This is a genomic window from Pseudomonas fluorescens (assembly GCF_000730425.1).
Taxonomy (GTDB): domain Bacteria; phylum Pseudomonadota; class Gammaproteobacteria; order Pseudomonadales; family Pseudomonadaceae; genus Aquipseudomonas; species Aquipseudomonas fluorescens_X.
Genome location: NZ_CP008896.1, coordinates 1,152,093 through 1,174,508, shown reverse-complemented (window position 1 = coordinate 1,174,508; position 22,416 = coordinate 1,152,093). Strand labels below are relative to the sequence as shown.

Annotated in this window: 15 protein-coding genes; 10 read left to right on the top strand and 5 right to left on the bottom strand. The window is 60.2% G+C overall.

Translation table 11 applies throughout. The annotated features are described in order from the left end of the window. Positions 1-67: 67 nt before the first annotated feature. Positions 68-3,706, top strand: coding sequence for a type VI secretion system membrane subunit TssM (tssM, locus tag HZ99_RS04835; protein ID WP_038441638.1), 3,639 nt, complete (start codon positions 68-70; stop codon positions 3,704-3,706). Positions 3,707-3,990: 284 nt separating this feature from the next. Here tssM and HZ99_RS04830 read toward each other — a convergent pair whose 3' ends face one another. Further along, positions 3,991-4,908 (bottom strand): DMT family transporter, encoded by a 918-nt coding sequence (locus tag HZ99_RS04830; RefSeq protein ID WP_038441637.1) that lies wholly within the window; start codon positions 4,906-4,908, stop codon positions 3,991-3,993. A gap of 335 nt (positions 4,909-5,243) precedes the next feature. Then, positions 5,244-5,663 carry a winged helix-turn-helix transcriptional regulator gene (locus tag HZ99_RS04825; protein WP_051903058.1) on the bottom strand — a complete coding sequence of 140 codons (420 nt, stop codon included), beginning with the start codon at positions 5,661-5,663 and terminating at the stop codon, positions 5,244-5,246. Positions 5,664-5,894: 231 nt separating this feature from the next. On the opposite strand from HZ99_RS04825, the gene HZ99_RS04820 reads away from it, so the two are divergent. After that, positions 5,895-6,818 (top strand): NADP-dependent oxidoreductase, encoded by a 924-nt coding sequence (locus HZ99_RS04820; protein WP_038441636.1) that lies wholly within the window; start codon positions 5,895-5,897, stop codon positions 6,816-6,818. Between the two features lie 146 nt (positions 6,819-6,964). Here the strand turns inward: HZ99_RS04820 and HZ99_RS04815 are convergent, their stop codons facing one another. Beyond that, a complete protein-coding gene (locus HZ99_RS04815) occupies positions 6,965-7,210 on the bottom strand; it encodes a DUF2790 domain-containing protein (RefSeq protein WP_235205593.1) in 246 nt (81 codons plus the stop codon). A gap of 380 nt (positions 7,211-7,590) precedes the next feature. Between HZ99_RS04815 and HZ99_RS04810 the strand changes: the two genes are divergently transcribed. The 8 genes from HZ99_RS04810 (at position 7,591) to HZ99_RS04775 (ending at position 19,809) form a co-directional block, all read left to right on the top strand. Next, on the top strand, positions 7,591-7,932 hold the full coding sequence (locus tag HZ99_RS04810; RefSeq protein ID WP_038441634.1) for a hypothetical protein: 342 nt from the start codon (positions 7,591-7,593) through the stop codon (positions 7,930-7,932). A gap of 98 nt (positions 7,933-8,030) precedes the next feature. Then, positions 8,031-9,287, top strand: a complete 1,257-nt coding sequence (locus tag HZ99_RS04805; protein WP_038441633.1) for a TolC family protein — start codon at positions 8,031-8,033, stop codon at positions 9,285-9,287. After that, complete coding sequence (locus tag HZ99_RS04800) at positions 9,284-10,765, top strand: efflux RND transporter periplasmic adaptor subunit (RefSeq protein WP_038441632.1); 1,482 nt, start codon at positions 9,284-9,286, stop codon at positions 10,763-10,765. The genes HZ99_RS04805 and HZ99_RS04800 overlap by 4 nt, the downstream gene beginning before the upstream one ends. Then, positions 10,762-13,917, top strand: a complete 3,156-nt coding sequence (locus HZ99_RS04795; protein WP_038441631.1) for an efflux RND transporter permease subunit — start codon at positions 10,762-10,764, stop codon at positions 13,915-13,917. Before HZ99_RS04800 ends, HZ99_RS04795 begins: the two co-directional genes overlap by 4 nt. Next, complete coding sequence (locus HZ99_RS04790; RefSeq protein ID WP_038441630.1) at positions 13,914-14,285, top strand: copper-binding protein; 372 nt, start codon at positions 13,914-13,916, stop codon at positions 14,283-14,285. Before HZ99_RS04795 ends, HZ99_RS04790 begins: the two co-directional genes overlap by 4 nt. Positions 14,286-14,485: 200 nt before the next feature. Then, positions 14,486-16,204, top strand: coding sequence for a hydrogenase maturation protein (locus tag HZ99_RS04785; protein WP_038441629.1), 1,719 nt, complete (start codon positions 14,486-14,488; stop codon positions 16,202-16,204). A 138-nt stretch (positions 16,205-16,342) separates the two neighbouring features. Beyond that, positions 16,343-18,757, top strand: coding sequence for a DUF3772 domain-containing protein (locus HZ99_RS04780; RefSeq protein WP_051903056.1), 2,415 nt, complete (start codon positions 16,343-16,345; stop codon positions 18,755-18,757). Positions 18,758-18,771: 14 nt separating this feature from the next. Next, complete coding sequence (locus HZ99_RS04775) at positions 18,772-19,809, top strand: DUF2931 family protein (protein ID WP_158484049.1); 1,038 nt, start codon at positions 18,772-18,774, stop codon at positions 19,807-19,809. A gap of 37 nt (positions 19,810-19,846) precedes the next feature. On the opposite strand, the gene HZ99_RS04770 is transcribed toward HZ99_RS04775, so the two are convergent. Continuing rightward, positions 19,847-21,079 carry an MFS transporter gene (locus tag HZ99_RS04770; protein ID WP_038441627.1) on the bottom strand — a complete coding sequence of 411 codons (1,233 nt, stop codon included), beginning with the start codon at positions 21,077-21,079 and terminating at the stop codon, positions 19,847-19,849. Between the two features lie 236 nt (positions 21,080-21,315). Continuing rightward, on the bottom strand, positions 21,316-22,251 hold the full coding sequence (locus tag HZ99_RS04765) for a LysR substrate-binding domain-containing protein (protein WP_051903054.1): 936 nt from the start codon (positions 22,249-22,251) through the stop codon (positions 21,316-21,318). Positions 22,252-22,416 lie beyond the last annotated feature (165 nt).

Below are 22,416 nucleotides of genomic sequence, written 5' to 3'. Positions count from 1 at the left end.
GAACGAAGGAGCTCATGTTCATCCTGTCGATGGGGAACGAACGCTGTAAAGACGCTAGGAGCGATTCATGAAAAGGGTATGGAGTTACCTCAAACGCTGGGGCCTGCCGGTGTTGCATCAATTCAACCAGGCAATACCGATACTGGTGCTACTGGGTACGGTGTTCCTGTTGATCGCCATCTGGTGGCTGGGCCCACAATGGACTTGGCGCGAGCATCAGCCGTTGGTCGAGTTGGCAATGCGGGTCTCGGCCAGTGTCGTGGTGATCGTGGTGCCGTTGCTGGTCTGGGCATGGCGAGTCCGTGATCGTTACCAGCGCCAGCAGATCGAACGCCAGCATGAGGCCGCGCTGCAAGCCGACCCGTGCCTGCCGTATATAGAAGCGCAGGAGCGGGCACTGGATCGCAGCCTGGGCAACCTGTTGAACAACATGGAGCGCCGCCGTTCGCTCTATCAATTGCCGTGGTACCTGGTGCTGGGCGAGGAAAATGCGGGCAAGACCAGCCTGATCACCCGCTCCAACCAGAGCTTTGCCTTGTCCCATGTGACCAAGGCTGGGGTCAGGGCACACCAGGAGGAGCAACTCGCCTACCCGGTGGATTGGTGGATCGGTGATCAAGCCGTGTTAATCGACCCGCCGGGGGAGTTTCTCAGCCAGCCCGAGTCATCTGACGGCAACGTCGAACGGGGCAAGATCAAGCCGGTGTTGCCGCCTGGCACTCACCCGCGCCTCTGGCTGCACCTGCTCGATTGGTTGGCGCGTAACCGCAGCCGTCGGGCGCTCAACGGCGTGGTTCTGGTGATGGATGTGCAAGCCTTGCTGGCTCAAGGTCCCGAACAGCGCAAGGCGCATGCGAACCTGTTGCGCACTCGCTTGTATGAGCTGACACGGCAATTGGGCACGCGCTTGCCGGTGTACGTGACGCTGAGCAAGTTCGATTTGCTGGAAGGCTTCGAAGAGTTTTTTGCCCGATTGTCACGCAGCGGGCGCGAAGACCTGCTGGGCTTCACCTTCAGCCTGGAAGCGGTGGACGATTTCGACGCATGGCTGGCGGAACTGACGCGTCAATACCAGGCGTTTGTCACCTGCCTGAGCGAGCAGATTTTTGACGGTGTGGGTGAGTCGCACACCGTGATCGAGCGTGATCGCTTGCAGGCGTTAGTGCGTCAAATGGCCGGCGTGCGTCCGGCATTGTTCGGCTTCCTGAGCGAAATGCTTGGCAGTGATCGGTTCACCACCCCGGCGCTGGTGCGTGGGCTGTATTTTTCATCGGTGTTGCAACAGGGCACCCTCAGCAACGCCTTTATCAAAGAGGCCGGGCAGGCGTATCAACTGTCGCCTCCGCCGCCCGAGGTCAAACCGGCCGGTGGCACGGTCATCTACTTCGCCCAGCAATTGTTCCAGCGGGTGATCTACCCCGAAGCGGGCCTGGCGGGTGACAACATCAAGGTGGCTCGTACCAAGCGGCGGTTGCTGATCGCCGGTTTCAGTGTCGCGTCGCTAGGTTGTTTGGTGGCCATTGGGACCTGGCAGTTTTACTTCGGTATCAACCGTGAAAAAGCCGCCAGCGTATTGGCCAAGAGCCAGGAGTTCAGTGGGCGAGACATTGACCTCAAGGTCGACACCACGGGCCGTAATCTGCTGGCGCCGCTCGACCAGATCCGCGATGCGGTGCTGGTGTATGGCGATTATCGTGAAGCCTGGCCGCTGTTGTCGGATATGGGCCTGTATCAGGGCCGGGCGATTGGTCCTACGGTGGATGAGGCCTATTTGAATCTGTTGTCCAAACGCTTCCTGCCGGCGATTGCCAGCGGTGTGCTGGACGCCATCAACAGCGCGCCCGCCGGCAGCAATCAGCAACTGTCGGCCTTGCGCGTCTACCGCATGCTCGAAGAACGCCAAAACCGCCGCCCGGCCATCGTCCAGGAATGGGTAGCCAAACAGTGGCAGCGCGCCTATCCGGGTCAGGGCCAGTTGCAGGCTGATTTGATGGGGCACTTGGGCTACGCGCTCAAATACGCCGACGCCGATCTCCCTCACTACCGTGAGCGCATTGCCCAGGTGCAACAACAATTGCGCCAGTTGCCCATGGCTGAACGGGTCTATATGAGCCTGAAGCAGGGTGCTCTTGAGCGCCTGCATCGCCCGTTGGACCTGCGCAATGAGGTGGGGCCAGCGTTCGATATCGTCTACCGTCCGCTGAACGCTGACCAGGAGGGCAGTGGCCTGCTAATGGCGCCCCTGCTCACCGCCAAAGGCTTCAAGGACTATTTCGAGCCCGGCACCGAGGGCATCGTCGAACTGGCCATGATCGACCAGTGGGTACTCGGCGAACGGCAACGCCTGGACTACTCCAACGAAGACCGCAACATGCTGACCCAACGTGTCCGCGCCTTGTACAGCGCCGATTACGTCGACAGCTGGCGACGTGCGCTGAATCAGTTTGCGGTCACCGACTTCGACGATCTCAGCCATGGCGTGGCGGTACTGGAACAAGTCACCGGCCCGGCAGCCCCCCTGCGGCGCTTGCTGGAGACCCTGCGCGACAACAGTGTGATCTACCCGTCGGTGCCCTTGGCCGAAGGGCAAGAACCGCTTGCGCTGGACAAAGTGTCGGACGGCCAGCAACAAGCCGCGGCTATCCGGCGCGCGTTCTCCAGCCTGGCGGAACTGATCACTGTGCGAGGCGGGCAGCCGTCTTATTACGAAGAAACCCTGCGTTCCGTCAATGCCGTCTACGACTACGCCAAAGCCGTGCACGACAACCCAGACCCCGGCAAAGCGGCGCTGAAAACCGTACTCAACCGCTTTTCCCTGGGCGGTGCCGACCCCATCGCCAACCTACAACGTGTCGCTGTGGGCCTGCCCGACCCCCTGAACCAGCACGTCAAAAAGCTCGCCGACCAGACCTCGCAAGTACTGGTGATTGCTGCCCTGCGCGAACTGGAAAAACGCTGGGACAGTGAGATCTACAGCTTCTACCAGGACCGCCTGGCGGGTCGCTACCCATTCAAGGCCAGCGGCGAGGACGCTTCGCTGGAAGACTTCGAAGCCTTCTTCGGCCCGCAGGGGCGCCTGCAGCAGTTCCATGATCAATACCTGAACGTGTTCCTCAAGGACAACCTCGATGCCCTGTACTCCGATAGCCTTGGCGGCTACCTGGTGCGCAGCGACGTGCTGGAACAGCTGAAAAAGATCGAACGCATCCGCGACACCTTCTTCAACCACCGCGGTCACCTGGCAGTGCAACTCACCATCGAACCCCTGGCGCTGAGCGCCTCCCGCCTCAGCAGCATGCTCAGCGTTGACGGCCAATTGATCCCGTACCAGCACGGTGCGCCGCAACGCACGGGGCTGGTGTGGCCCAACAGCCTGGGCAATACCCATGGCAGCCAGCTGACCCTGATGCACAGCACCGGCAATACCGCCAGCCTGAGCTATCGGGGGCCCTGGTCGTTGTTTCGGCTGCTTAGCCGTGGACACCTCAACGCAAGAACCGCCACCAGCGTGGACCTGACCTTTGCCATTGCCGATGGGCTGATGCGTTATCGGATAGGTGCGGAGAAGGCCAACAACCCGATTACCCAGCGCAGTTTTGAAGGGTTTGTGTTGCCCAGGACATTGTTGGAGGAGCGTCGATCAAAGAAAATCATGAACAAGGTTGAGGGTGTCGCCGCAGCCGTTTTGAGCAATGAACGCGAATAAGTCAACGAGTGCTGGAGACGAAGCAACCACAATTGAAACAGGACTGTTTACATGGCAATCAAGCGACAGATGTTGACTGAAGACACCAAAGAAATTGAGTTGGTTGAGTGTTATTAGGCAGTCGATGAGCCAGGGCAATACCTCGAAAAAGTGAGTGCTCCAGAGCATTATCGAAATGGCTCAGGGCGTTACGCTTGCCTGCTTCACACGGCAACATTGCAATGCGTTTGAGTCGCGCCCCATCGCCGACATCTCCACCCCGCTAGATGAGAGATCGTGTTGGATCAGTCTGGAGCCGGATTTTCCTTGGAGGCTACCTTCGGCGTGCTCTTGCTGAGCACGCACCACACCGCTAAACAAATAAGCCCACCACCGTACAAATGTGCGACCGAAAAATGTTCGCCCAGGAACATCACGCCCCACAATACGCCGAAGGGGGGGACGAGGAAGGTCACGCTCAGCGAACGCACCGGACCGATATCGGCGATCAAGCGAAAATACAGAATGTACGCGCAGGCGGTACAGACAAAACCCAGTGCCGCCATGGCCATCCAAACCTGCGGGTTACCCCAGCTTATCGGTGGGTTTACAGCGGCTGAGATTGCGAAGAACGGCGCGAGAAACAGCGTCGCGCCAATCTGGCTGCCAAACGCGACGAGTTTCGCGTCCAGCCCGCCTTTGTCAGCCACCCATTGTTTAGTCAGAAACCCTGCTGCGCCGTAGCAACTGGTGGCGACTAAACACAACAACGCTCCCATGACCACACTCATTGAAAGTGTGACGGGGCCGGTACTGGTCAGCAATGCGATGCCCATTAAACCGATCAACACGCCGACGCTCTTTTTCAGGGTCAACGAGTCGCTGAAAAACAACCAACCGATCAGCACCCCCATCAACGGTGTGGTTGCATTGAAAATGGCTGAATAACCGGCAGGTAACAACAGTGCAGCCACGCTATACATCAAGAATGGGACGCCAGAATTGATAAGGCCCAGCATCATGATTGGCTTCAACTTGCCTTTGAAGTCAATGTGGGTTCTTAAAAAAACGAGTATGACGGCCAAGCCGATGGCGCCCAACGACACGCGAAAAAATGCCGTCGGCAATGCCCCCAAAACAGGCGCCGAGAGGCGCATGAAAAGAAAACTGGCGCCCCAGATCGCCGCCAGAGCCAGTAGCCGAACATAATCGGATAATTTCATGGATGACCTTCGCCGCCGTTCGTTAACTAAAAAGTGACTCAGCAATTGCACCGCTGATGCCGGGCAATCCAGAAACTGACTGGCGCGGCCAAGCAGGGGCTGAATATACGGAAACCAAGGTGGCCCCCTCTATGTTTGGAGCCTCACAGTAAAAGTATTCGCAATGCGCGTGCACCCCGATTCTTGCGGTCGAAATCTGGTAGACGTTCGGGCATCACGACTTGTGCGATTAGGGCGGTTGCCACCCAGGCGGCGGCAACTGATCGATTCGGCAGGCGCGTCAAGGAGTCCATGGCGCACTGCTTTTTGTACATAGTGTGGCACTCGCGCAATGTTCAGCACGCTCGAGATGATTCACGGTCTGCTTTCAAGGCCAACGCTTTTCTATCGTATTGATCCTGTGCTTTTTCGATCAGAGGGCCATGTACCGCTGCCCATTTCCCTAGTGCTTGTAGCGGTTCGATCAGCGAACACCCCATTTCGGTTAATTCGTACTCCACTTTAGGGGATGTGGTGGGATAGATCGTACGTTTCACCATGCCGTCACGTTCGAGCCCGCGTAACGTTAGGGTCAACATTCGATGTGATACGGAGGAAACGCTGCGCATCAATGCATTAAAGCGCAGGGGCCCGTTAGACAGCGCCGCCACTGTCATCACCGTCCATTTGTCACCAATTCGATCCAGGACGATTCCAATCAATTTGCATCCTTGTCTGGCATCGTCTCTGGGTGGTTGCGTTTCTTCTTTTTGCATCACCATCTCCTAATAATTTGAGTACGAACATATGTGTGCGTTCTTGTTGTTTACCGATGATGAGATTATCGTAGCGAAAACATTGTATCGGCATCAAGGGCTTTAGGTTAGAGGCCGTAAGTGGTGCGCTGATTAATAAAATTTTTGGTTTTTTTAGAGTAAAAGAGGTGAGGTTTTTCTTAACTCAGAATATTAAAAAAATCGTTATGATTTCATGATAGAGGCTCAAGTATGAAAGCTATCCGTATCAATGGCTACAGAGAAGTTCCGACTGTCCATGAAATGTCGATACCATCAATTAAGTCTGATCAAGTTCTAGTACGTGTCCAGGCTGCCGCACTGAATCCATTCGACGTCTTTATCGCTTCGGGTCAAGGCTCGGAGGTTTTTCCAGTCACTTTCCCGCATACGCTTGGTGTTGATCTTGCCGGAGTCGTTGCGCGTGTTGGTGAGTCTGTGACGCAATGGGAAGTTGGCGATGAAATCGTGGCTTGTGCCGATCTGTCTCTGGGGGGAGCGCTGGCCGAATTTGTAGTGTTACCCGCTGACGCGTGTGTCGCGTTGCCGCCTGATTTCTCGCCAACGGAAGGGGCCGCAATTCCTACTGCCGGCAGCACTGCATGGCATGCCTTGTTTTCGGTTGCTCACCTATTGGAGGGGGAAACTATTCTGATCCATGGTGGAGCAGGCGGTGTCGGTAGTTTTGCCATCCAGTTTGCGCACAAGGCTGGAGCACGGGTCATTACAACTGCTACAGGTGATGGTCTGGCGCTGGCCAAGCAATTGGGGGCGGATCAAGTGATCGACTACAAAGTGGAAGACTTTACCGCGGTCGTTTCCAACGTTGATGTAGTGCTTGATCTGATAGGCGGGGAAACCCAGGCCAGGTCTTATGATGTGCTGCGTTCAGGAGGGCGCCTTGTATCGGCAGTCATGCCACCCAACGAACATCTTGCCGCTGAGCGGGGCGTAACAGCCAGTATGCTGTTCATCGTCTCGTACAGAAATCGTCTAAACGAAGTAGTGCAGGCCGTTGCTGATCAAGCCGTAAAAGTTGTCCTCGATCAGGTTTCACCTTTCATGGATTTTGAAAAAGCGTGGAGCCGTCAATCGTCTGGGCATGCCAGGGGGAAAATTGTCGTAACCCTGGTGTAATGTTTAGGGCATGTGCGTTGAGCCTGCATTCGCTCCAATAGGCTTGACGTACATTTTAATTCACCTTGTTTTTGGCTCGTGCCTTGTATTAACCAGGCTTTTTTTCAGAAGTGCTTTCGTAAATAAAAAGTTTCAGTCCCCTTTTGCTAATTGCAGCCATTGCCCATAACCCTATATTCAAGAACATATTTTTTTTGTTCAGAGTCCATGTATACCATTCGCACGGGGGCTACCTCACAACGCTCTGATACAGGGGAGATACTGATGATCCGATCTATATCCTTGACAAACCATGAGTCTGGGCGCTTTAAAGGGAGCGTTTCTCCATCTATTACAATGGACTCGCTCGGCGCTCTCGCGGTCAAATCTTGCGCAGCAGCAACGCTGCTCATCATGATAAAACCAGTGAAAAATAAATATTTCATTTCGGTCCTCAACTATTTTCTATAGGGCGAGAAGTAACTTTCTCTCAGTTCTTTCATTTCGTAGAGAGGATGCTTGGGGCCGATTAGCTCAATATTAAAAATTTCCAAACGCTCAAAAAAATCTGCCTTAATCATGTCCTCCTTCGACGTCGGGGGCGACAAGACAACGGTATGCCCGCCATTGCTGATGTGATGTGCTGAAAGGGGCGATTGATTTCGAATCGCCGTTGCAGTTTTTTTTGCAAGTTAATCCTGGTTTAATGCGGGGCCGGCGATTATTGCGGGCAGCCGTGTTTATACGATCAGCCCAATTGTAAGATTCGTTTCCCACCACTAGACTCCAGCCCATGCAACGCTACCTGCGGTTTTGTCTTGTCTTCCTGATCAGCCTGGCGCTTCCCCTCAGCGGGATGGCGGGCGTTCAGGCGCCGACCGAACCCTGCCCGATGAAAACCATGGGCATGGCGATGATGAACGACATGGGTATGGACTGCTGCGACGATACGAAAAGCCCGGTCGAGCACGGCAAACCCTGCAAGCCAGGCCAGGAATGCAAGACCGGCGGCATGCTGCAAGTCTCGATCGTCAAGCCTGCCGTGACCTTGAGCCACCCCATCGTGCTGTCCTTCTCCAGCGATTTCCTACCGGCGCAAACACCTTCCGGGGTGTGGCGACCGCCCCGGGCCTGATTCCTGTATCCCCCTGAATTTCATTCCGTTTCAACGGGATGACGTGGCTGCGCGCCTGTTTGCCGGGTGCGTGGTGGATCATCACAGGAATCGTCAACATGAACCCCAAGTGCTATTGCACAGGCTGGTCCCTCGTGGCCGGCCTGACGGCAGGCGTGCTGGTCTGGCCGAGCCTCGCTGGCGCCTTGACCCTTGATGAGGCGTTGCGGCTGGCCGAGCACAACGCGCCATCGCTGAATGCCCAAGACGCAAAAATCCAGGCCGCCAGCAGCGCGGCCATCCCCGCCGGAGAACTGCCTGACCCGCAGTTGTTGCTGGGGATGCAGAACTACCCCATTGGCGGTGCGGATCGCTGGCGCGTCGACCAGGACCCCATGACTGCGCAAATGGTCGGGATCCGCCAGGAAATGCCCAACAGCGACAAACGCAAGGCACGCATCGAGGTGGCCGCCGGGGCGATCGAGCGGGCCGCTGCCGAGCGTCGGGTAGAGCTGCTGAATGTGCGCCAGGCCACGGCCCTGGCCTGGATCGGCAGTTATTCGGTGGAGCGCAAGGAGGCGCTGCTCCAGGACTTGTACAAGGAAAACCGACTGCTGGCCGACACCGTCCGCGCACAGACTGCCGGTGGCCGCGGGTTGCCGGCCGATGCGGTGACGCCCCGCCAGGAAGCCGCACAACTGGCGGAGCGCGAGGATGAGTTGGTCAGCCAGAGGATCCAGGCCCGAGCCGCTCTCAGGCGCTGGATCGGCAGTGCCGCCAACGATCGGCCTGAAGGGCGCCTGCCAAAATGGCCGGTGGACGGCGCAGGCTATGCCCATAAGCTGCAACACCATCCCGCGCTGGCAGCGTTTGTGCCCATGACCCGCGAAGCGCAAGCCCGGGTGCAGGAGGCCGAGGCTGACAAACAGTCGGACTGGAGCTGGGAGCTGGACTATCAGCGCCGTGGCCGTGAGTTTGGCGACATGGTCAGCGTGCAGTTTTCCTGGGACCTGCCGTTGTTTCCCGGCTCCCGGCAGAACCCCAGGATTGCCGCCCGACAGGCCGAGCTGAGCCAGCTGGAAGCCGAGCGTGAAGCCCTGTCCCGGGAGCATGCCGAGCAACTGGAAGCACAGATGGCCGACTACCAGCGCCTGGATCGCGCGGTGAGCCGCAACCAGCAAAGCCTGGTGCCGCTGGCCCGGGAAAAGGTCGAGCTGAGCCTGGCCAGCTACCGCGCCGGCAAGGGCGAACTGGCGGCGCTGGTCGCTGCCCGCCGCGAACTGATCGAAGCACGCCTCAAGCAGATCGATATCGAAGAGCAGCGTGCCCTGACCAGCGCTCGGCTGTACTTCGCCTACGGGGAGACCGCGCAATGAATTCGCTGATCTGGAAAGTCGTAGGGGTGGCCGGCGTCTCGCTGGCCCTGGGAGGAGCGGGCGGTTACTGGCTGGCGCAGACGTCAGCCGGCGCGGTGCCGGGAGCCGTGCCGGAACAGGGCGCCAGGGCCGCGACCGGGGCCGAGCCCAAGGCACTGTACTGGTACGACCCGATGTACCCGCAACAGAAGTTCGACAAACCGGGTAAGTCGCCCTTTATGGACATGCAACTGGTGCCACGCTACGCCGAGGGGGATGGCCAGGGAGAGCAGGCGGCGGTGCGCATCGACCCGAGCCTGACCCAGAACCTCGGCCTGCGCCTGGCCACCGTCACCCGTGGGGTGTTGGCCAGCCGCGTCGAGGCCGTCGGTGTGCTGACCTTCAACGAGCGTGAGGTGGCGGTCATTCAGCCGCGCACTGCGGGGTTTGTCGAGCGGGTGTATGCCCGTGCGCCGGGGGATCTGCTCAAGGCCAACGCGGCCCTGGCGGATATCCTTGTGCCGGAATGGGCGGGCGCCCAGGAGGAGTTTCTGGCGCTCAAGGCCAGTGGCGATGCCGGCCTGCTGGCGGCTGCTCGCCAGCGATTGCGCCTCACTGGGATGCCGACGGCCTTGATCGCCCAGGTCGAGCGCAGCGGCAAGGTCCAGCCGAGCTTGACGCTGACCAGCCCCATCGGTGGCGTGTTGCAAGAGCTGAATGTCCGCCAGGGCATGACCCTGGCGGCCGGTGAGACCCTGGCCCGGGTCAACGGCTTTGACAGCGTCTGGCTGGCGGTGGCGGTCCCGGAGTCGCAGGCGGGTTCGCTCGTTGCGGGGCAGGTGGCCGAGGCTCGTTTGCCGGCGTTTGCGGGGGAGGTGTTTGTCGGCAAGGTCGACGCGATCCTTCCACAGGCCAATACCGATAGCCGCACACTTGAGGTACGGGTCGAGCTGCCTAACCCGCAAGGTCGGTTACGGCCTGGCATGAGCGCTCAGGTCAGCCTCAAGCGTTCGACCCAGCAAGCGCTGCTGTGGGTGCCTAGCGAGGCGGTGATTCGCACCGGTCAGCGAGCCTTGGTGATGCTGGCCGAAGACGGTGGGCGATACCGCCCGGTGGAGGTGCAGCCGGGGCCGGACAGCGCTGGCCAGACAGCCATCTTCAAAGGCCTGGAGGAGGGGCAGCGGGTGGTGGCGTCCGGGCAGTTCCTGCTGGATTCGGAAGCCAGTCTCAAGGGCATCGTCGCCGCCTCGTTGGCGGCGCCTGCGCCCGTCCTGCATGAAGCCTGGGGTCAAGTCCTGGCCATCGACAGCCGGGAGGTCACACTGGCCCATGGTCCCTTCAAGAGCCTGGGCATGCCGGCCATGACCATGACGTTCCCCCTGGCCAGCCCTGGCCTGGCGCAGGGCCTCAAGGTCGGCGACAAGGTGCGGGTGGCGCTGAGCCCGCGTGACAATGAGTTGCAGGTCCAACGCCTGGAAAAAACGGAGGCCCAGCCATGATCGCGGCCGTGATTCGTTGGTCGGTGGCCAACCGTTTTCTGGTCGTGCTGGCGACCCTGTTTGTCAGCGCCTGGGGTGTGTGGTCGGTGCAGAGCACACCGGTCGATGCACTGCCGGACCTGTCGGATGTGCAGGTGATCATCCGCACGCCCTATGCGGGACAGGCACCGCAGATTGTCGAGAACCAGGTCACCTATCCGCTGGCCACCACCATGCTGTCGGTGCCAGGGGCCAAGACCGTGCGCGGGTATTCGTTCTTTGGTGACAGCTTTGTCTACGTGCTGTTCGAGGACGGCACCGACCTGTATTGGGCCCGCTCGCGGGTGCTGGAATACCTGAGCCAGGTCCAGAGCCGCTTGCCGGCCAGCGCCAAGCCGGCCTTGGGGCCGGATGCCACGGGGGTTGGCTGGATTTTCCAGTACGCCCTGGTGGACCGCAGCGGCGGGCATGACCTGGCGCAATTACGCGCCCTGCAGGACTGGTTCCTCAAGTTCGAGCTCAAGACCCTGCCGAACGTTGCGGAAGTCGCCACCGTGGGCGGCATGGTCAAGCAGTACCAGGTGCAACTCGATCCGCTGAAGTTGGCCAGCCTGGGCATCACCCAGGCCGAGGTCGGTGCGGCGATCGGCAGGGCCAACCAGGAAACCGGTGGCGCAGTGCTGGAGATGGCGGAGACGGAGTTCATGGTGCGGGCTTCCGGCTACCTGCAGACCCTCGATGACTTTCGCGCGATCCCACTCAAACTAGGGGCGGGCGCAGTGCCCGTGACCCTGGGCGATGTCGCGACTGTGCAGCTTGGCCCGCAAATGCGCCGTGGCATTGGTGAACTCGACGGCGAAGGCGAGGCCGTTGGCGGCGTGGTGATTCTGCGTAGCGGCAAGAACGCCCGGGAAACCATCGCGGCGGTGAAGACCCGGCTTCAGGAGCTGAAACACAGCCTGCCGGCGGGAGTGGAAATCGTCACCACCTACGACCGTAGTCAACTGATCGACCGGGCGGTGAGCAACCTCGGCTACAAGCTGCTGGAGGAGTTCCTGGTGGTTGCCCTGGTCTGCGGGATCTTCCTCTGGCACCTGCGCTCCTCCCTGGTGGCGATCATCTCGTTGCCGGTCGGGGTGTTGATCGCCTTTGTGGTGATGCGGCAACAGGGGCTCAACGCCAACATCATGTCCCTGGGCGGCATCGCCATTGCGGTGGGGGCCATGGTTGACGCAGCGGTGGTGATGATCGAGAACGCCCACAAAAAGCTCGAAGCCTGGCACCGGGCCCATCCCGGGCAAACCCTGCAGGGCGAGCAACGCTGGCAGGTGATCACCCAGGCGGCGACCGAGGTCGGGCCGGCGCTGTTCTTCAGCCTGTTGATCATCACCCTGTCGTTCATCCCGGTGTTCACCCTGGAGGCCCAGGAGGGTCGGCTGTTCGGCCCGCTGGCGTTCACCAAGACCTATGCCATGGCCGCAGCGGCGGGGCTGTCGGTGACCCTGGTACCGGTGTTGATGGGGTATTGGATTCGCGGGCGGATTCCCTCTGAGCAACAGAACCCGCTGAACCGTGGGTTGATCCGCCTCTATGAACCGGCGTTGGATGCAGTATTGCGCCGGCCCAGGACGACCTTGCTGGTGGCCTTGCTGGTTTGCCTCAGTGCCTTATGGCCGATCTCGCGCCTGGGCGGCGAGTTCCTGCCGCCGCTGGATGAAGGCGACCTGCTGTACATGCCTTCGGCGCTGCCAGGGTTGTCGGTGCAGAAGGCGGCGCAGTTGCTGCAACAGACCGACCGCATGATCAAGAGCGTACCTGAAGTCGAGCATGTGTTCGGCAAGGCCGGCCGTGCGGAAACCGCCACCGATCCGGCGCCCCTGGAGATGTTCGAGACCACCATCCAGTTCAAGCCCCACGACCAGTGGCGCCCGGGCATGACGGCGGAAAAACTGGTGGCCGAACTGGACCGCGTGGTGCAGGTTCCGGGGCTGACCAATATCTGGATACCGCCGATTCGCAACCGCGTCGACATGCTCGCCACCGGCATCAAGAGCCCGATTGGGGTCAAGGTGGCCGGCAGCGATCTGAAGCAGATCGATGCGGTGACCCAAGCGGTCGAACGGGTGGCCAGGGAGGTGCCCGGGGTCAGCTCGGCGCTGGCCGAACGCCTGACTGGTGGGCGTTACATCGATGTGGATATCGACCGCCAGGCGGCTGCACGTTATGGCCTGAATATCGCCGATGTGCAGTCGATCGTCAGCGGCGCCATCGGCGGTGAAGACATCGGCGAGACCGTTGAGGGGCTGGCCCGCTTCCCGATCAGCCTGCGTTACCCCCGTGACTGGCGGGATTCGTTGGGGGCTCTGGAGCAGTTGCCGATCTACACCCCGCTGGGCAGCCAGATCACCCTCGGCACGGTGGCCAGGGTCAAGGTCAGCGAGGGCCCACCCATGCTCAAGAGCGAAAACGCTCGGCCCTCGGGTTGGGTGTATGTCGATGTGCGGGGGCGGGATATCGCCTCCGTGGTCGCCGACCTGCGCCGGGCGGTGAACGAGCAGGTGCGCTTGCAGCCGGGCATGAGCTTGAGCTACTCCGGGCAGTTCGAGTTTCTCGAGCGGGCCAACGCTCGGCTCACGTGGCTGGTGCCGGCCACCTTGCTGATCATCTTCGTGCTGCTGTACCTGACCTTTACTCGCGTTGACGAGGCCTTGCTGATCATGGCCACGCTGCCGTTCGCCCTGACGGGCGGGGTGTGGTTCCTCTACTGGCTGGGGTTCAACCTGTCGGTGGCCACCGGCGTCGGTTTTATCGCACTGGCCGGGGTGTCTGCCGAGTTCGGTGTGATCATGCTGCTGTACCTGAGGAACGCCTGGGCCGAACGCCAGGATTGCGGCGAGGGCAGTGAGCACGGGTTGCTCGCGGCGATTCGTGAAGGCGCGGTGCAACGTGTGCGCCCCAAGGCCATGACCGTGGCCGTGATTGTCGCCGGCCTGCTGCCGATCCTGCTGGACAGCGGCACCGGCAGCGAAGTGATGAGCCGCATCGCCGCGCCCATGGTCGGCGGCATGCTCACCGCCCCCTTGCTGTCCCTGTTCGTCATACCGGCGGCGTATCGCCTGATGCGCCGCCGGCACCTTCCCGTTGTTTCCACCCTTCAAGGAAAAAAACCATGAAACCGATCCGCATTGTTATAGCTGGCACCCTGGCTGCGCTGACCCTTGCCGCCCACGCGCAGGACATGCCCGGCATGAAAATGGACGACATGCCCATGAACAGCATGCCCATGAACGGCATGCAGATGAAGCCGCAAACCCCGCAGGGCCAACAGGCCACCGCCGAAGGCACGATCAAGGCCATCAATACCGCCAAGCAGCAGGTGACCATCGCCCACGGCGCCGTCCCCGCCGTGCAATGGCCGCCGATGACCATGGCCTTTGGCGCGACCGCAGAGCAGCTCAAAGGGCTGGCGGTGGGCGATCGGGTGACCTTTGTGTTCCGGCTGGAGGGAGGGGCGGCGACGGTCGTGTCCATCGGCAAATGAAGTCGCGAGGCTGACACGCATCGGCACCCGGGCGGGTGCCGATTCCACGTCCCCGAGATGAGGAGGGGGTCTCGCCGTATGACACAAGATTGATCTCGATCATCTGCTGTGCCGGCAGGCTCTCTATCCTTGCGCTTCCATAAAAGGCCAAGGATGGCTCAAGGAGCCAGTGGCCGTGCATTCTCAAGGAAGAGTCAGTCATGCGTTCATTGAAGATCATGTTGTTGTCATCGGCGTTCAACGGTTTGACCCAGCGCGCCTGGCTGGACCTGCGCCAGTCGGGGCACGAGCCCAGTGTGGTGTTGTTCACCGATGAAGCTACGGTTTGCCGGCAGATCGAAGCGTCGGCGGCAGATCTGGTGATCTGCCCGTTTCTCAAGGACCGTGTGCCGCAGCAACTGTGGAACAATCCGCAGCGCCCGGTGGTGATCATTCATCCGGGGATCGTCGGTGACCGTGGCGCCAGTGCACTGGACTGGGCCATCACCCAGCAGGTCCGGCGCTGGGGCGTCACGGCCTTGCAGGCGGTGGAGGAAATGGACGCCGGCCCGATCTGGTCGACCTGTGAGTTCGACATGCCCGCCGATGTGCGCAAGTCCGAACTGTACAACGGCCCGGTGAGTGATGCGGCGATCTATTGCATTCGCGATGTGGTGGAAAAATTCGCCAGCGGCTTCGTGCCGACGCCACTCGACTACACGCAGCCTGACATCATCGGGCGTTTGCAACCGAACATGAAGCAGGTCGACCGTGCCTTCAGCTGGCACGATTGCGCCCGCTTCATCAAGCGCAGTATCGATGCCGCCGACGGCCAGCCTGGTGTACTGGCAAGTCTCGCCGGCGGGCAGTACTACCTGTACGACGCGCACCTGGATTCGCGTCGCGGTACACCGGGGGACATTCTCGCGGTACAGGATGACGCGGTATTGGTCGCGGCCGGCGATCACAGCGTGTGGGTCGGTTCGCTCAAGCGCAAGGCCCAGCCGGGGGATGAAACCTTCAAGTTGCCGGCCCGTCATGTACTGGCTGAACAACTGGCTGATGTGCCCGTGCTGGAGGGTTCGATTGCCAACCAAGGGGTTGATGTGACGGACTATCAGCCGGTTCGCTATCGAGAGTCCGGTCACGTTGGCGAGCTGACTTTCGAGTTCTACAACGGAGCCATGAGCACTGAGCAGTGCCAGCGGCTGGTCGCAGCGCTGCGCTGGGCCAAGGCTCGGGACACTCAAGTGTTGCTGATCAGGGGCGGGCGCGGGAGCTTTTCCAATGGCGTGCACCTCAATGTGATTCAGGCAGCCCCGGTGCCGGGGCTGGAAGCCTGGGCCAACATCCAGGCTATCGACGATGTCTGTCAGGAGCTGCTGACGGCCCGGCAACTGGTGATCAGTGGCGTGACCGGCAGCGCCGGAGCCGGCGGTGTGATGTTGGCGCTGGCGGCGGACCTGGTGTTCGCCCGGGCGGGTGTGGTGCTCAACCCCCATTACAAGACCATGGGCTTGTATGGTTCCGAATACTGGACCTACAGCCTGCCCCGCGCAGTCGGCAGCGCAATCGCACACAAGCTCATCGAAGAATGCCTGCCGATCAGCGTCTTTCAGGCTCGCCAATGGGGGATGGTCCAGGACATTGGCCCACGTTGCCCACACGCATTCGGCTCATGGCTGTTGCAACAGGCGAGCAGCGCGCTGACGGATGAAAAGTACGCCCGGCAACGTGCGCGTAAAACCAACTTGAGCCTTGAACAGATTGAACGCTGCCGCGCAAACGAGCTGGCACAGATGCAGTTGGACATGGTGGAAAACCGCCAACAGTTTGCGCACAAGTGCCGCAACTTTGTGTTCAAGCGCAAAGCCTGCCAGACCCCGCAGCGCCTGATGGCACCGTGGGCATTGGCGCTCACGACCACGTTGGTTGATTGACAGGAATGCTATCTGCTCCTTGAGTGGCTTCACCCCATGTGCGCGTTCTGCATCTACTCTTTTGCCTTCAGGGTGGAATTTCCTTTCTGCTGTGGCGGTCCATACTGGCGATGGCACAAAGAATGAAAGGGTGAGTGGATGCAGCGAATCTACAGAGGCGTCATCTGCCAGGTCTTGCTGGCCATGGTTTTGTCTGTTGGTCTTGCGGGATGGGCAGATGCGGCAGCAACGCCGGTGGCCGGCGAGGTTGTCGACAGTTTGCCGCTGTTGACGGACGACGCCGACCTCAAGCAGCTCAGCCAGCAGCTTGAGTTGATTCGCCAGAGTGTCCCTGTCAGCACCAGTGACGAAAAGCTGGCTGAGTTTCGACAGGGCGCATTGCAGGTGCAGCAGCGCACTGAGGCATTGCTCACGGTACGCGCCGTGGAGATGGAGCGTCTTGACGATCAACTGAAGGTATTGGGCCCAGCCCAGCCTGGAGAAGCGCAGAGCCTCACCGAGCAGCGCGATGCCCTGACCCGCAAAAAGAACGACCTGCTTGAAGATGAGCAGCAGGCCAAACAATTGAGTCAGACGAGTCGCGACCTTGCCGCGCAGATCGTCAACCTGCGGCGCAATCTGTTTAATTCCCAGGTTACTTCCCGTACCGATACGCCCTTTAGCCCCTCGTTCTGGTCGACCCTGATCCGCCCCACCGCAGAAGACCTGCAGCGCCTGGACAACCTCAAGGCCGAAGGCATCGTCGCCCTCAAGAGCGCGGTCAGCCCCGAGCGTCGGTGGGCATTCTTCAGCACGCTGCTGGCGGCGGTGTTGATCTGGAGTTTTGGCCGGCGACTGCTTGAGCGCCTGCTTACCTGGGCGATGATTCGCTGGCTGCCGGAGGGTCGCCTGCGGCGCAGTACGCTGGCAGTGGCGGTGGGGTTCTCGTCGATCCTGACGATCATGGGCGCTGTCTCGTTGATGCGCTGGGGGTTGGAAAGCAACGCCGTCTTGAGTGAAAACCTGGCGCGGCTGTCTGATCATCTGGTCACCCTGGCCATGTTCTGTGCGTTTATTGCAGGCCTTGGACGTGCCTTGCTGATGCTGCCGCGGCCATCCTGGCGGTTGCCGGCCATTGCCGATGAAATCGCCAGTGCCCTTGGACCTTTCCCGGCGATTCTGGCAGTGGCGCTGATGCTGGTGGCCACCGAGGAGCGCATCAACAATGTCACCGGCGCCAGCCTGGCGTTGACGGTGGCGCTCAATGGCCTGACGGCACTGACCACGGCGCTGATCTTCATCGCCGCGTTGCTGCGCGTGCGCCACGTGCGTAAAAAACTTGAGCTGGACCGCCCGAGCGGGATCGCCGGTATGCTGCCCTTTATTGCGTCGATCTGGGTGGCGGTGATTGTCCTCACGCTGTTCACCGGGTATCTGTCCCTGGCCTACTTCCTGACCGTCAAGTTGCTGTGGGTCAGCGTCGTGGCAGCGACGGCCTATCTGCTTATCGCCTTTTACGGCGACGTCTGCGAAACCCTGCTCTCACCCAAGCAGCCCAGCGGCCTGGCCCTGGCCAACGCGCTGGGGCTGTCGCCACGGCACCAGGCCCAGGCTTGTACGGTGCTGGCTGGCGTCGGCCGCACATTGCTGCTGCTCACCGCTGTGATGGTGGCCTTCCTTCCCGCAGGTTCGAGCCCCAGCGAGCTGCTCCAGGGCTTCACTCAACTGGGAGAGTCCAGCAAGACCCTGGGCAACCTGCATATCATTCCCCAGGATATCCTCGTTGCGCTGCTGATGTTTGTCGTTGGGTTGTTCGCCGTGCGCACCTTGAAGCGTTGGCTGAGCGAGCGGCTGTTGCCGGAAACCAACATGGACGCCGGTATGCGCGCTTCCCTGGTCACCCTGGTGGGCTACCTCGGCTTCGTGCTGTTGAGCCTGTTGGTGATGTCGACCCTGCGGATCAACCTGACCAGTCTGACCTGGGTCGTCAGTGCCCTGTCGGTGGGGATCGGGTTTGGCTTGCAGGCCATCGTGCAGAACTTCATTTCCGGATTGATCCTGCTGACGGAACGGCCGGTGAAGGTCGGCGATTGGGTCAGCCTGGGGGGTGTCGAGGGCGATATTCGGCGGATCAACGTCAGGGCGACCGAGATCCAGATGTCCGATCGCTCGACGGTGATCGTGCCGAACTCACAGTTCATCTCGCAGAATGTGCGCAACGTCACCATGGGCAACGCGCTGGGCGTGGTGGGGATCACCCTTACATTGCCGCTGGACACTGATGTACTGAAAGTTCGCGAACTGCTGATGCAATCGTTCACCGAGCACGAAGCGATTCTCGACACCCCCGCACCTTCGGTCACCTTCAAGGACCTGGCCCGGGACGGCCTGATCATTGGTGTCAGCGGCTACGTCAACAGCCCGCGCTCGGTGTCCGGTACCCGCAGCGACCTGCTGTTCATCCTGCTCGCCCGCCTTCAGGAAATGGGTATTACATTGTCTTCGCCCCAAAGCATGGTATTGATTCCGGGAGAGGGGGGCGCGGTGAGTGGCGATACTCCTGCTGGGCAATGACGAGGGAGCGGTGCGTGAAATCAAAAAGCCTGATGGCTGTTGTTTTGTTGTGTTTTTCCTTGATGGCCTGCAAGAGCCAAGGCGTGCCGCAGACTTATAGCTGGTCGGGAACGGTGTCCGCACCCCAGGAATATCCTGTGGAGGTTTACCGTGGCGCCATAATCGCAGAGGGTTTTACCTACGGTTTTGATGCGATCTGGGGCACGCAGAATACCGGCTGGGGTAGTCAGGGCGGAACGATGACCACGGCGCTCGAAAAAAAGGGAGTGCCCCATACGTTGGAATTTACGTGGTACTCGCTGGTGGAGAGAACGTTCTATACCGGTCAATGGAACTTGGATAAACAGAAGATAAAGCGCCTCCTGGATGAGGGCTTTATCGATCAAGACACCCATAAAAAAGACACCTATGACACTTTTATAGTAGGGCTGGCGCCAGGGGGCAGGGTGGTGCTGTGGATGAGTGGTGCGGGCAACCAGAAGGAAGTGGGCGCCTTTGAGGCGCAGGCTACCGCCATTACCAAGGAAAGCGCCTACAGCAATGCCCAATACATGTTTAAAGACGGCTATGCAGACCGGATGCTCAACGACCCGTCCTATAAGACATTCACTGCGCATACCCGGCAAAAAATACAAGCCCAGGGCTATCCTGCGCCAGGGATCTACAGCACCTACCGGGAAAAATACCGCTGGAGGCCTGTCGTTGTTCTGCAAGAAGGCGAATGGATAGATTTCGGATTCCGCGCTTACAACGGTGAGCAGGAAAACATATTCGGCAAAAAGCTCCTGGATAATGCTTATGAAACAAGGGCCATTCCAGCGTTCTGTGGTTTCTATTGGCGAGTGGGCGATGGCCGCTATGGCGTATGGGTTGACGCTTTTGATGAAAAAGAGATCTTTGATCTTTTCCAGAAACTGGGCAAACAAAAAGATATAGACCTGGTGGTGAGAGTTGACGCGCAAAACACCAGGGTTTCCTTGTCGTTAAGGTCGGGAGCGCAAGAGTTTCCCCTCGGTAAAGCAACAGTCAGGCTCTCTCGTAAAATCGAGTAGGCTCCCCCGACTCATGGGGAAGCCATACGTTTAGGGGTCAACCAATCGCCGGCTGGGCCGCGAGACTGTTACTGACATTGCGCCCCAGCACCAACACCGTCACAAAACCGAACCCCACCAGCACCGTGGCCAGACTCAACAGCACCGAGCTGCCCAACTGGTCGACGATCCGCCCACCAAAGAACGAGCCCAAGGCAATGATCACCTGGAACAAGGCGACGAAGAGCGGCATGCCGCGTTCGACATCCTTGGGCGCTACGACGAACATCCAGATACTGGCGCAGGCCGGGAAGGCGCCGAAGGCGAACCCCCAGAGTGCAATCAGCATCGCTGCGCCGGTCAGGCCGGTGGCGAAGTGGGGGAACAGGGCGGTGCTGGTGCCGATCATCAGTGCCACCAGCAACAAGGTGTGACGTACGCTGCGGTTGGCGGCGAAACCGGCAAAAATATTACCCATGACCCCAGCCACGCCGAACAGCAACAGCAGTGAGCCAATCGTCGGCCCATCGAAGCCGGCACTGTGTTTGAAGAAGGGCGCAACGTAGGTGTATGCAGCAAAGTGCGCCAGGCCGATCAGCAATACTGCGATCAACCCGACCCGAGCCTGCGGGTTGATGAACAAGGCTGGCAAGTCACTGATACGGATGGCTTTCTCTGGGTTGAGTCGCGGCAGCAGGAAGATCTGCGCCAGCAGTACCGGTATGCCCATCAGCGCGGTGATCAGGAAGGTCATGCGCCAGCCCATCAGGCCACTGAGCCAGGTCCCTACAGGCACCCCGAGCACGGTGGCCAGGGTCACGCCGACCATGATGATCGAGGTGGCCTGGGCCACGCCGACGCCCTTGGGGGCCAGTCGTCCGCTGAGGGCGATGGCCGTCGCCCAGAAACCGCCGATACTGATGCCCAGCAGCACACGGCCAAACAGCAACAGGCCGAAGTCGCTGGCCAACGCCACCACCGAGTTGGCGATGATCATGATCAGCGTCAGGCCGATCAGCAGATAGCGGCGGTCCATGGTACCGATGCTGACCGACAGCAAAGGCGCGGCGAGGGCGGCCATGATGCCGGGCAGGGTAACCATCAGTCCGGCATGGCCGGCACTGATACCCAGGTCACTGGCGACGTCGTTGAGCACACCCACGGGCAGAAACTCACTGGTCACCAGAGCGAAGGCGCCCACGGCGACCGAGAGAATCGCCAGCCACTGCTGTTTGACACTCTGTTGATTATGTTCGGGAAGGCTGCGAGGGGCCTGGCTGACGCTTGGCATGGTGTTGAGATCCGGGGGGAGGAAATGCAGCCTGAAGACAGGCCGGGGGGAAAATGTGGGGGCGATTATAGGAATCAGCGCTGGCAATTAAACAGGCCGGTCGGTTTGATAGTCATCATCAATACAATCAATGCGGCGCTCTGGCTCGGCACATTGCCGCCCGGCGCCTGCAATGGGTATACCTCTGTTCAGGGGCGTGTTCGTCGAGGTGCTCGATGCGCCCACTCGTCACGGTATCAGCCATCGAAACCCGGCTTTTCTGCTGTGTGGCAGGGCTGTTGATCGCCAAACGCCTGGGCCAGGAAGTCGATCAAGGTCCGCACGGAAGGCAATAGCCCGCGCCTTGAAGGGAAAACCGCGCTGATGACGCCTTCGGTCGGCCGCCATTGCGGGAGCAGGCTGACCAGGCGGCCGTTTTCTATCTCATCCCTGACCACGGCCAATGGCAGATTGGCGATGCCCACCCCCTGGAGTGCAGCGCTTCTCAGGGTGGGCATGTCGTCGCTGATCAGCCGTGGCGTGTGGCAGATCTCAGCCGTCACGCCTTCTGGCCCGGTCAGCCCCCACACGTACTGCAACATTGGGTTGCCCCAACTGATGGTGGGTAATCCCGACAAGTCGCTGGGGAGCAGCGGCAAGGGGTGCTGCTGCAAAAACGCCGGGCTCGCCACCAGGACCTGGGGGCTTCTGGCGAGCAGCTTCATCACCAGGTCACTGCTTTCCAGGGGCGGGAAGCACAGGTTCAAGGCGATGTCATAGCCTTCGCTGATGACGTCCACCTTGCGGTTGAAACTCTTCACGTTGAGCTCGACGCTGGGGCACTGGGCCATGAACTGGCCCAGCATCGGCGCCACCCAGTAATTGAGCAGTGCGGTGGTGCAGCTCAGGCGAATCACTCCGCGCGGCTCCGCTTTGTTGAAAGCGATCAGGTCTTCGGCAGATTCTGCCTCGGCGGTCATCGCCACACAGTGGCGGTAGTACGCCAGGCCAATATCGGTGACCTGGAATTGACGGGTGGAGCGCTGTATCAGCCGCGCGCCCAGCCGGGCTTCCAGCTGGCTGACCCGGCGGCTCAAGGTCGACTTGGGCATGTTCAGCGCCCGGCCCGCCGCCGCGAAGCCTCCATGCTCAACCACCTTGGCGTAGAGGAAAAGTTCATTCAGGTCGAACATGGCCATCGTTCCATTTTTGAGATGGTGAAGTCTACTTCAACCACTACCGGACACCCAGTGCGATGACTAAGGTAGAGCCGCTGTTTCTTCCAGGCCACAGCTGAAGCTGGGCTGCTGAAATGCAAAAAATGATCGCTTCGCGCTCCCAGGGATCGCCGGGCACAG

Excerpts from the sequence above, each read along its gene's own strand:
- HZ99_RS04830 (WP_038441637.1), bottom strand. The coding sequence starts at position 4,908 with ATGAAATTATCCGATTATGTTCGGCTACTGGCTCTGGCGGCGATCTGG.
- HZ99_RS04790 (WP_038441630.1), top strand. The coding sequence starts at position 13,914 with ATGAAACCGATCCGCATTGTTATAGCTGGCACCCTGGCTGCGCTGACC.
- HZ99_RS04805 (WP_038441633.1), top strand. The coding sequence starts at position 8,031 with ATGAACCCCAAGTGCTATTGCACAGGCTGGTCCCTCGTGGCCGGCCTG.
- HZ99_RS04765 (WP_051903054.1), bottom strand. The coding sequence starts at position 22,251 with ATGTTCGACCTGAATGAACTTTTCCTCTACGCCAAGGTGGTTGAGCAT.
- HZ99_RS04825 (WP_051903058.1), bottom strand. The coding sequence starts at position 5,663 with ATGCAAAAAGAAGAAACGCAACCACCCAGAGACGATGCCAGACAAGGA.
- HZ99_RS04785 (WP_038441629.1), top strand. The coding sequence starts at position 14,486 with ATGCGTTCATTGAAGATCATGTTGTTGTCATCGGCGTTCAACGGTTTG.
- HZ99_RS04815 (WP_235205593.1), bottom strand. The coding sequence starts at position 7,210 with ATGAGCAGCGTTGCTGCTGCGCAAGATTTGACCGCGAGAGCGCCGAGC.
- HZ99_RS04820 (WP_038441636.1), top strand. The coding sequence starts at position 5,895 with ATGAAAGCTATCCGTATCAATGGCTACAGAGAAGTTCCGACTGTCCAT.
- HZ99_RS04770 (WP_038441627.1), bottom strand. The coding sequence starts at position 21,079 with ATGCCAAGCGTCAGCCAGGCCCCTCGCAGCCTTCCCGAACATAATCAA.
- HZ99_RS04780 (WP_051903056.1), top strand. The coding sequence starts at position 16,343 with ATGCAGCGAATCTACAGAGGCGTCATCTGCCAGGTCTTGCTGGCCATG.
- HZ99_RS04795 (WP_038441631.1), top strand. The coding sequence starts at position 10,762 with ATGATCGCGGCCGTGATTCGTTGGTCGGTGGCCAACCGTTTTCTGGTC.
- HZ99_RS04810 (WP_038441634.1), top strand. The coding sequence starts at position 7,591 with ATGCAACGCTACCTGCGGTTTTGTCTTGTCTTCCTGATCAGCCTGGCG.
- HZ99_RS04800 (WP_038441632.1), top strand. The coding sequence starts at position 9,284 with ATGAATTCGCTGATCTGGAAAGTCGTAGGGGTGGCCGGCGTCTCGCTG.
- tssM (WP_038441638.1), top strand. The coding sequence starts at position 68 with ATGAAAAGGGTATGGAGTTACCTCAAACGCTGGGGCCTGCCGGTGTTG.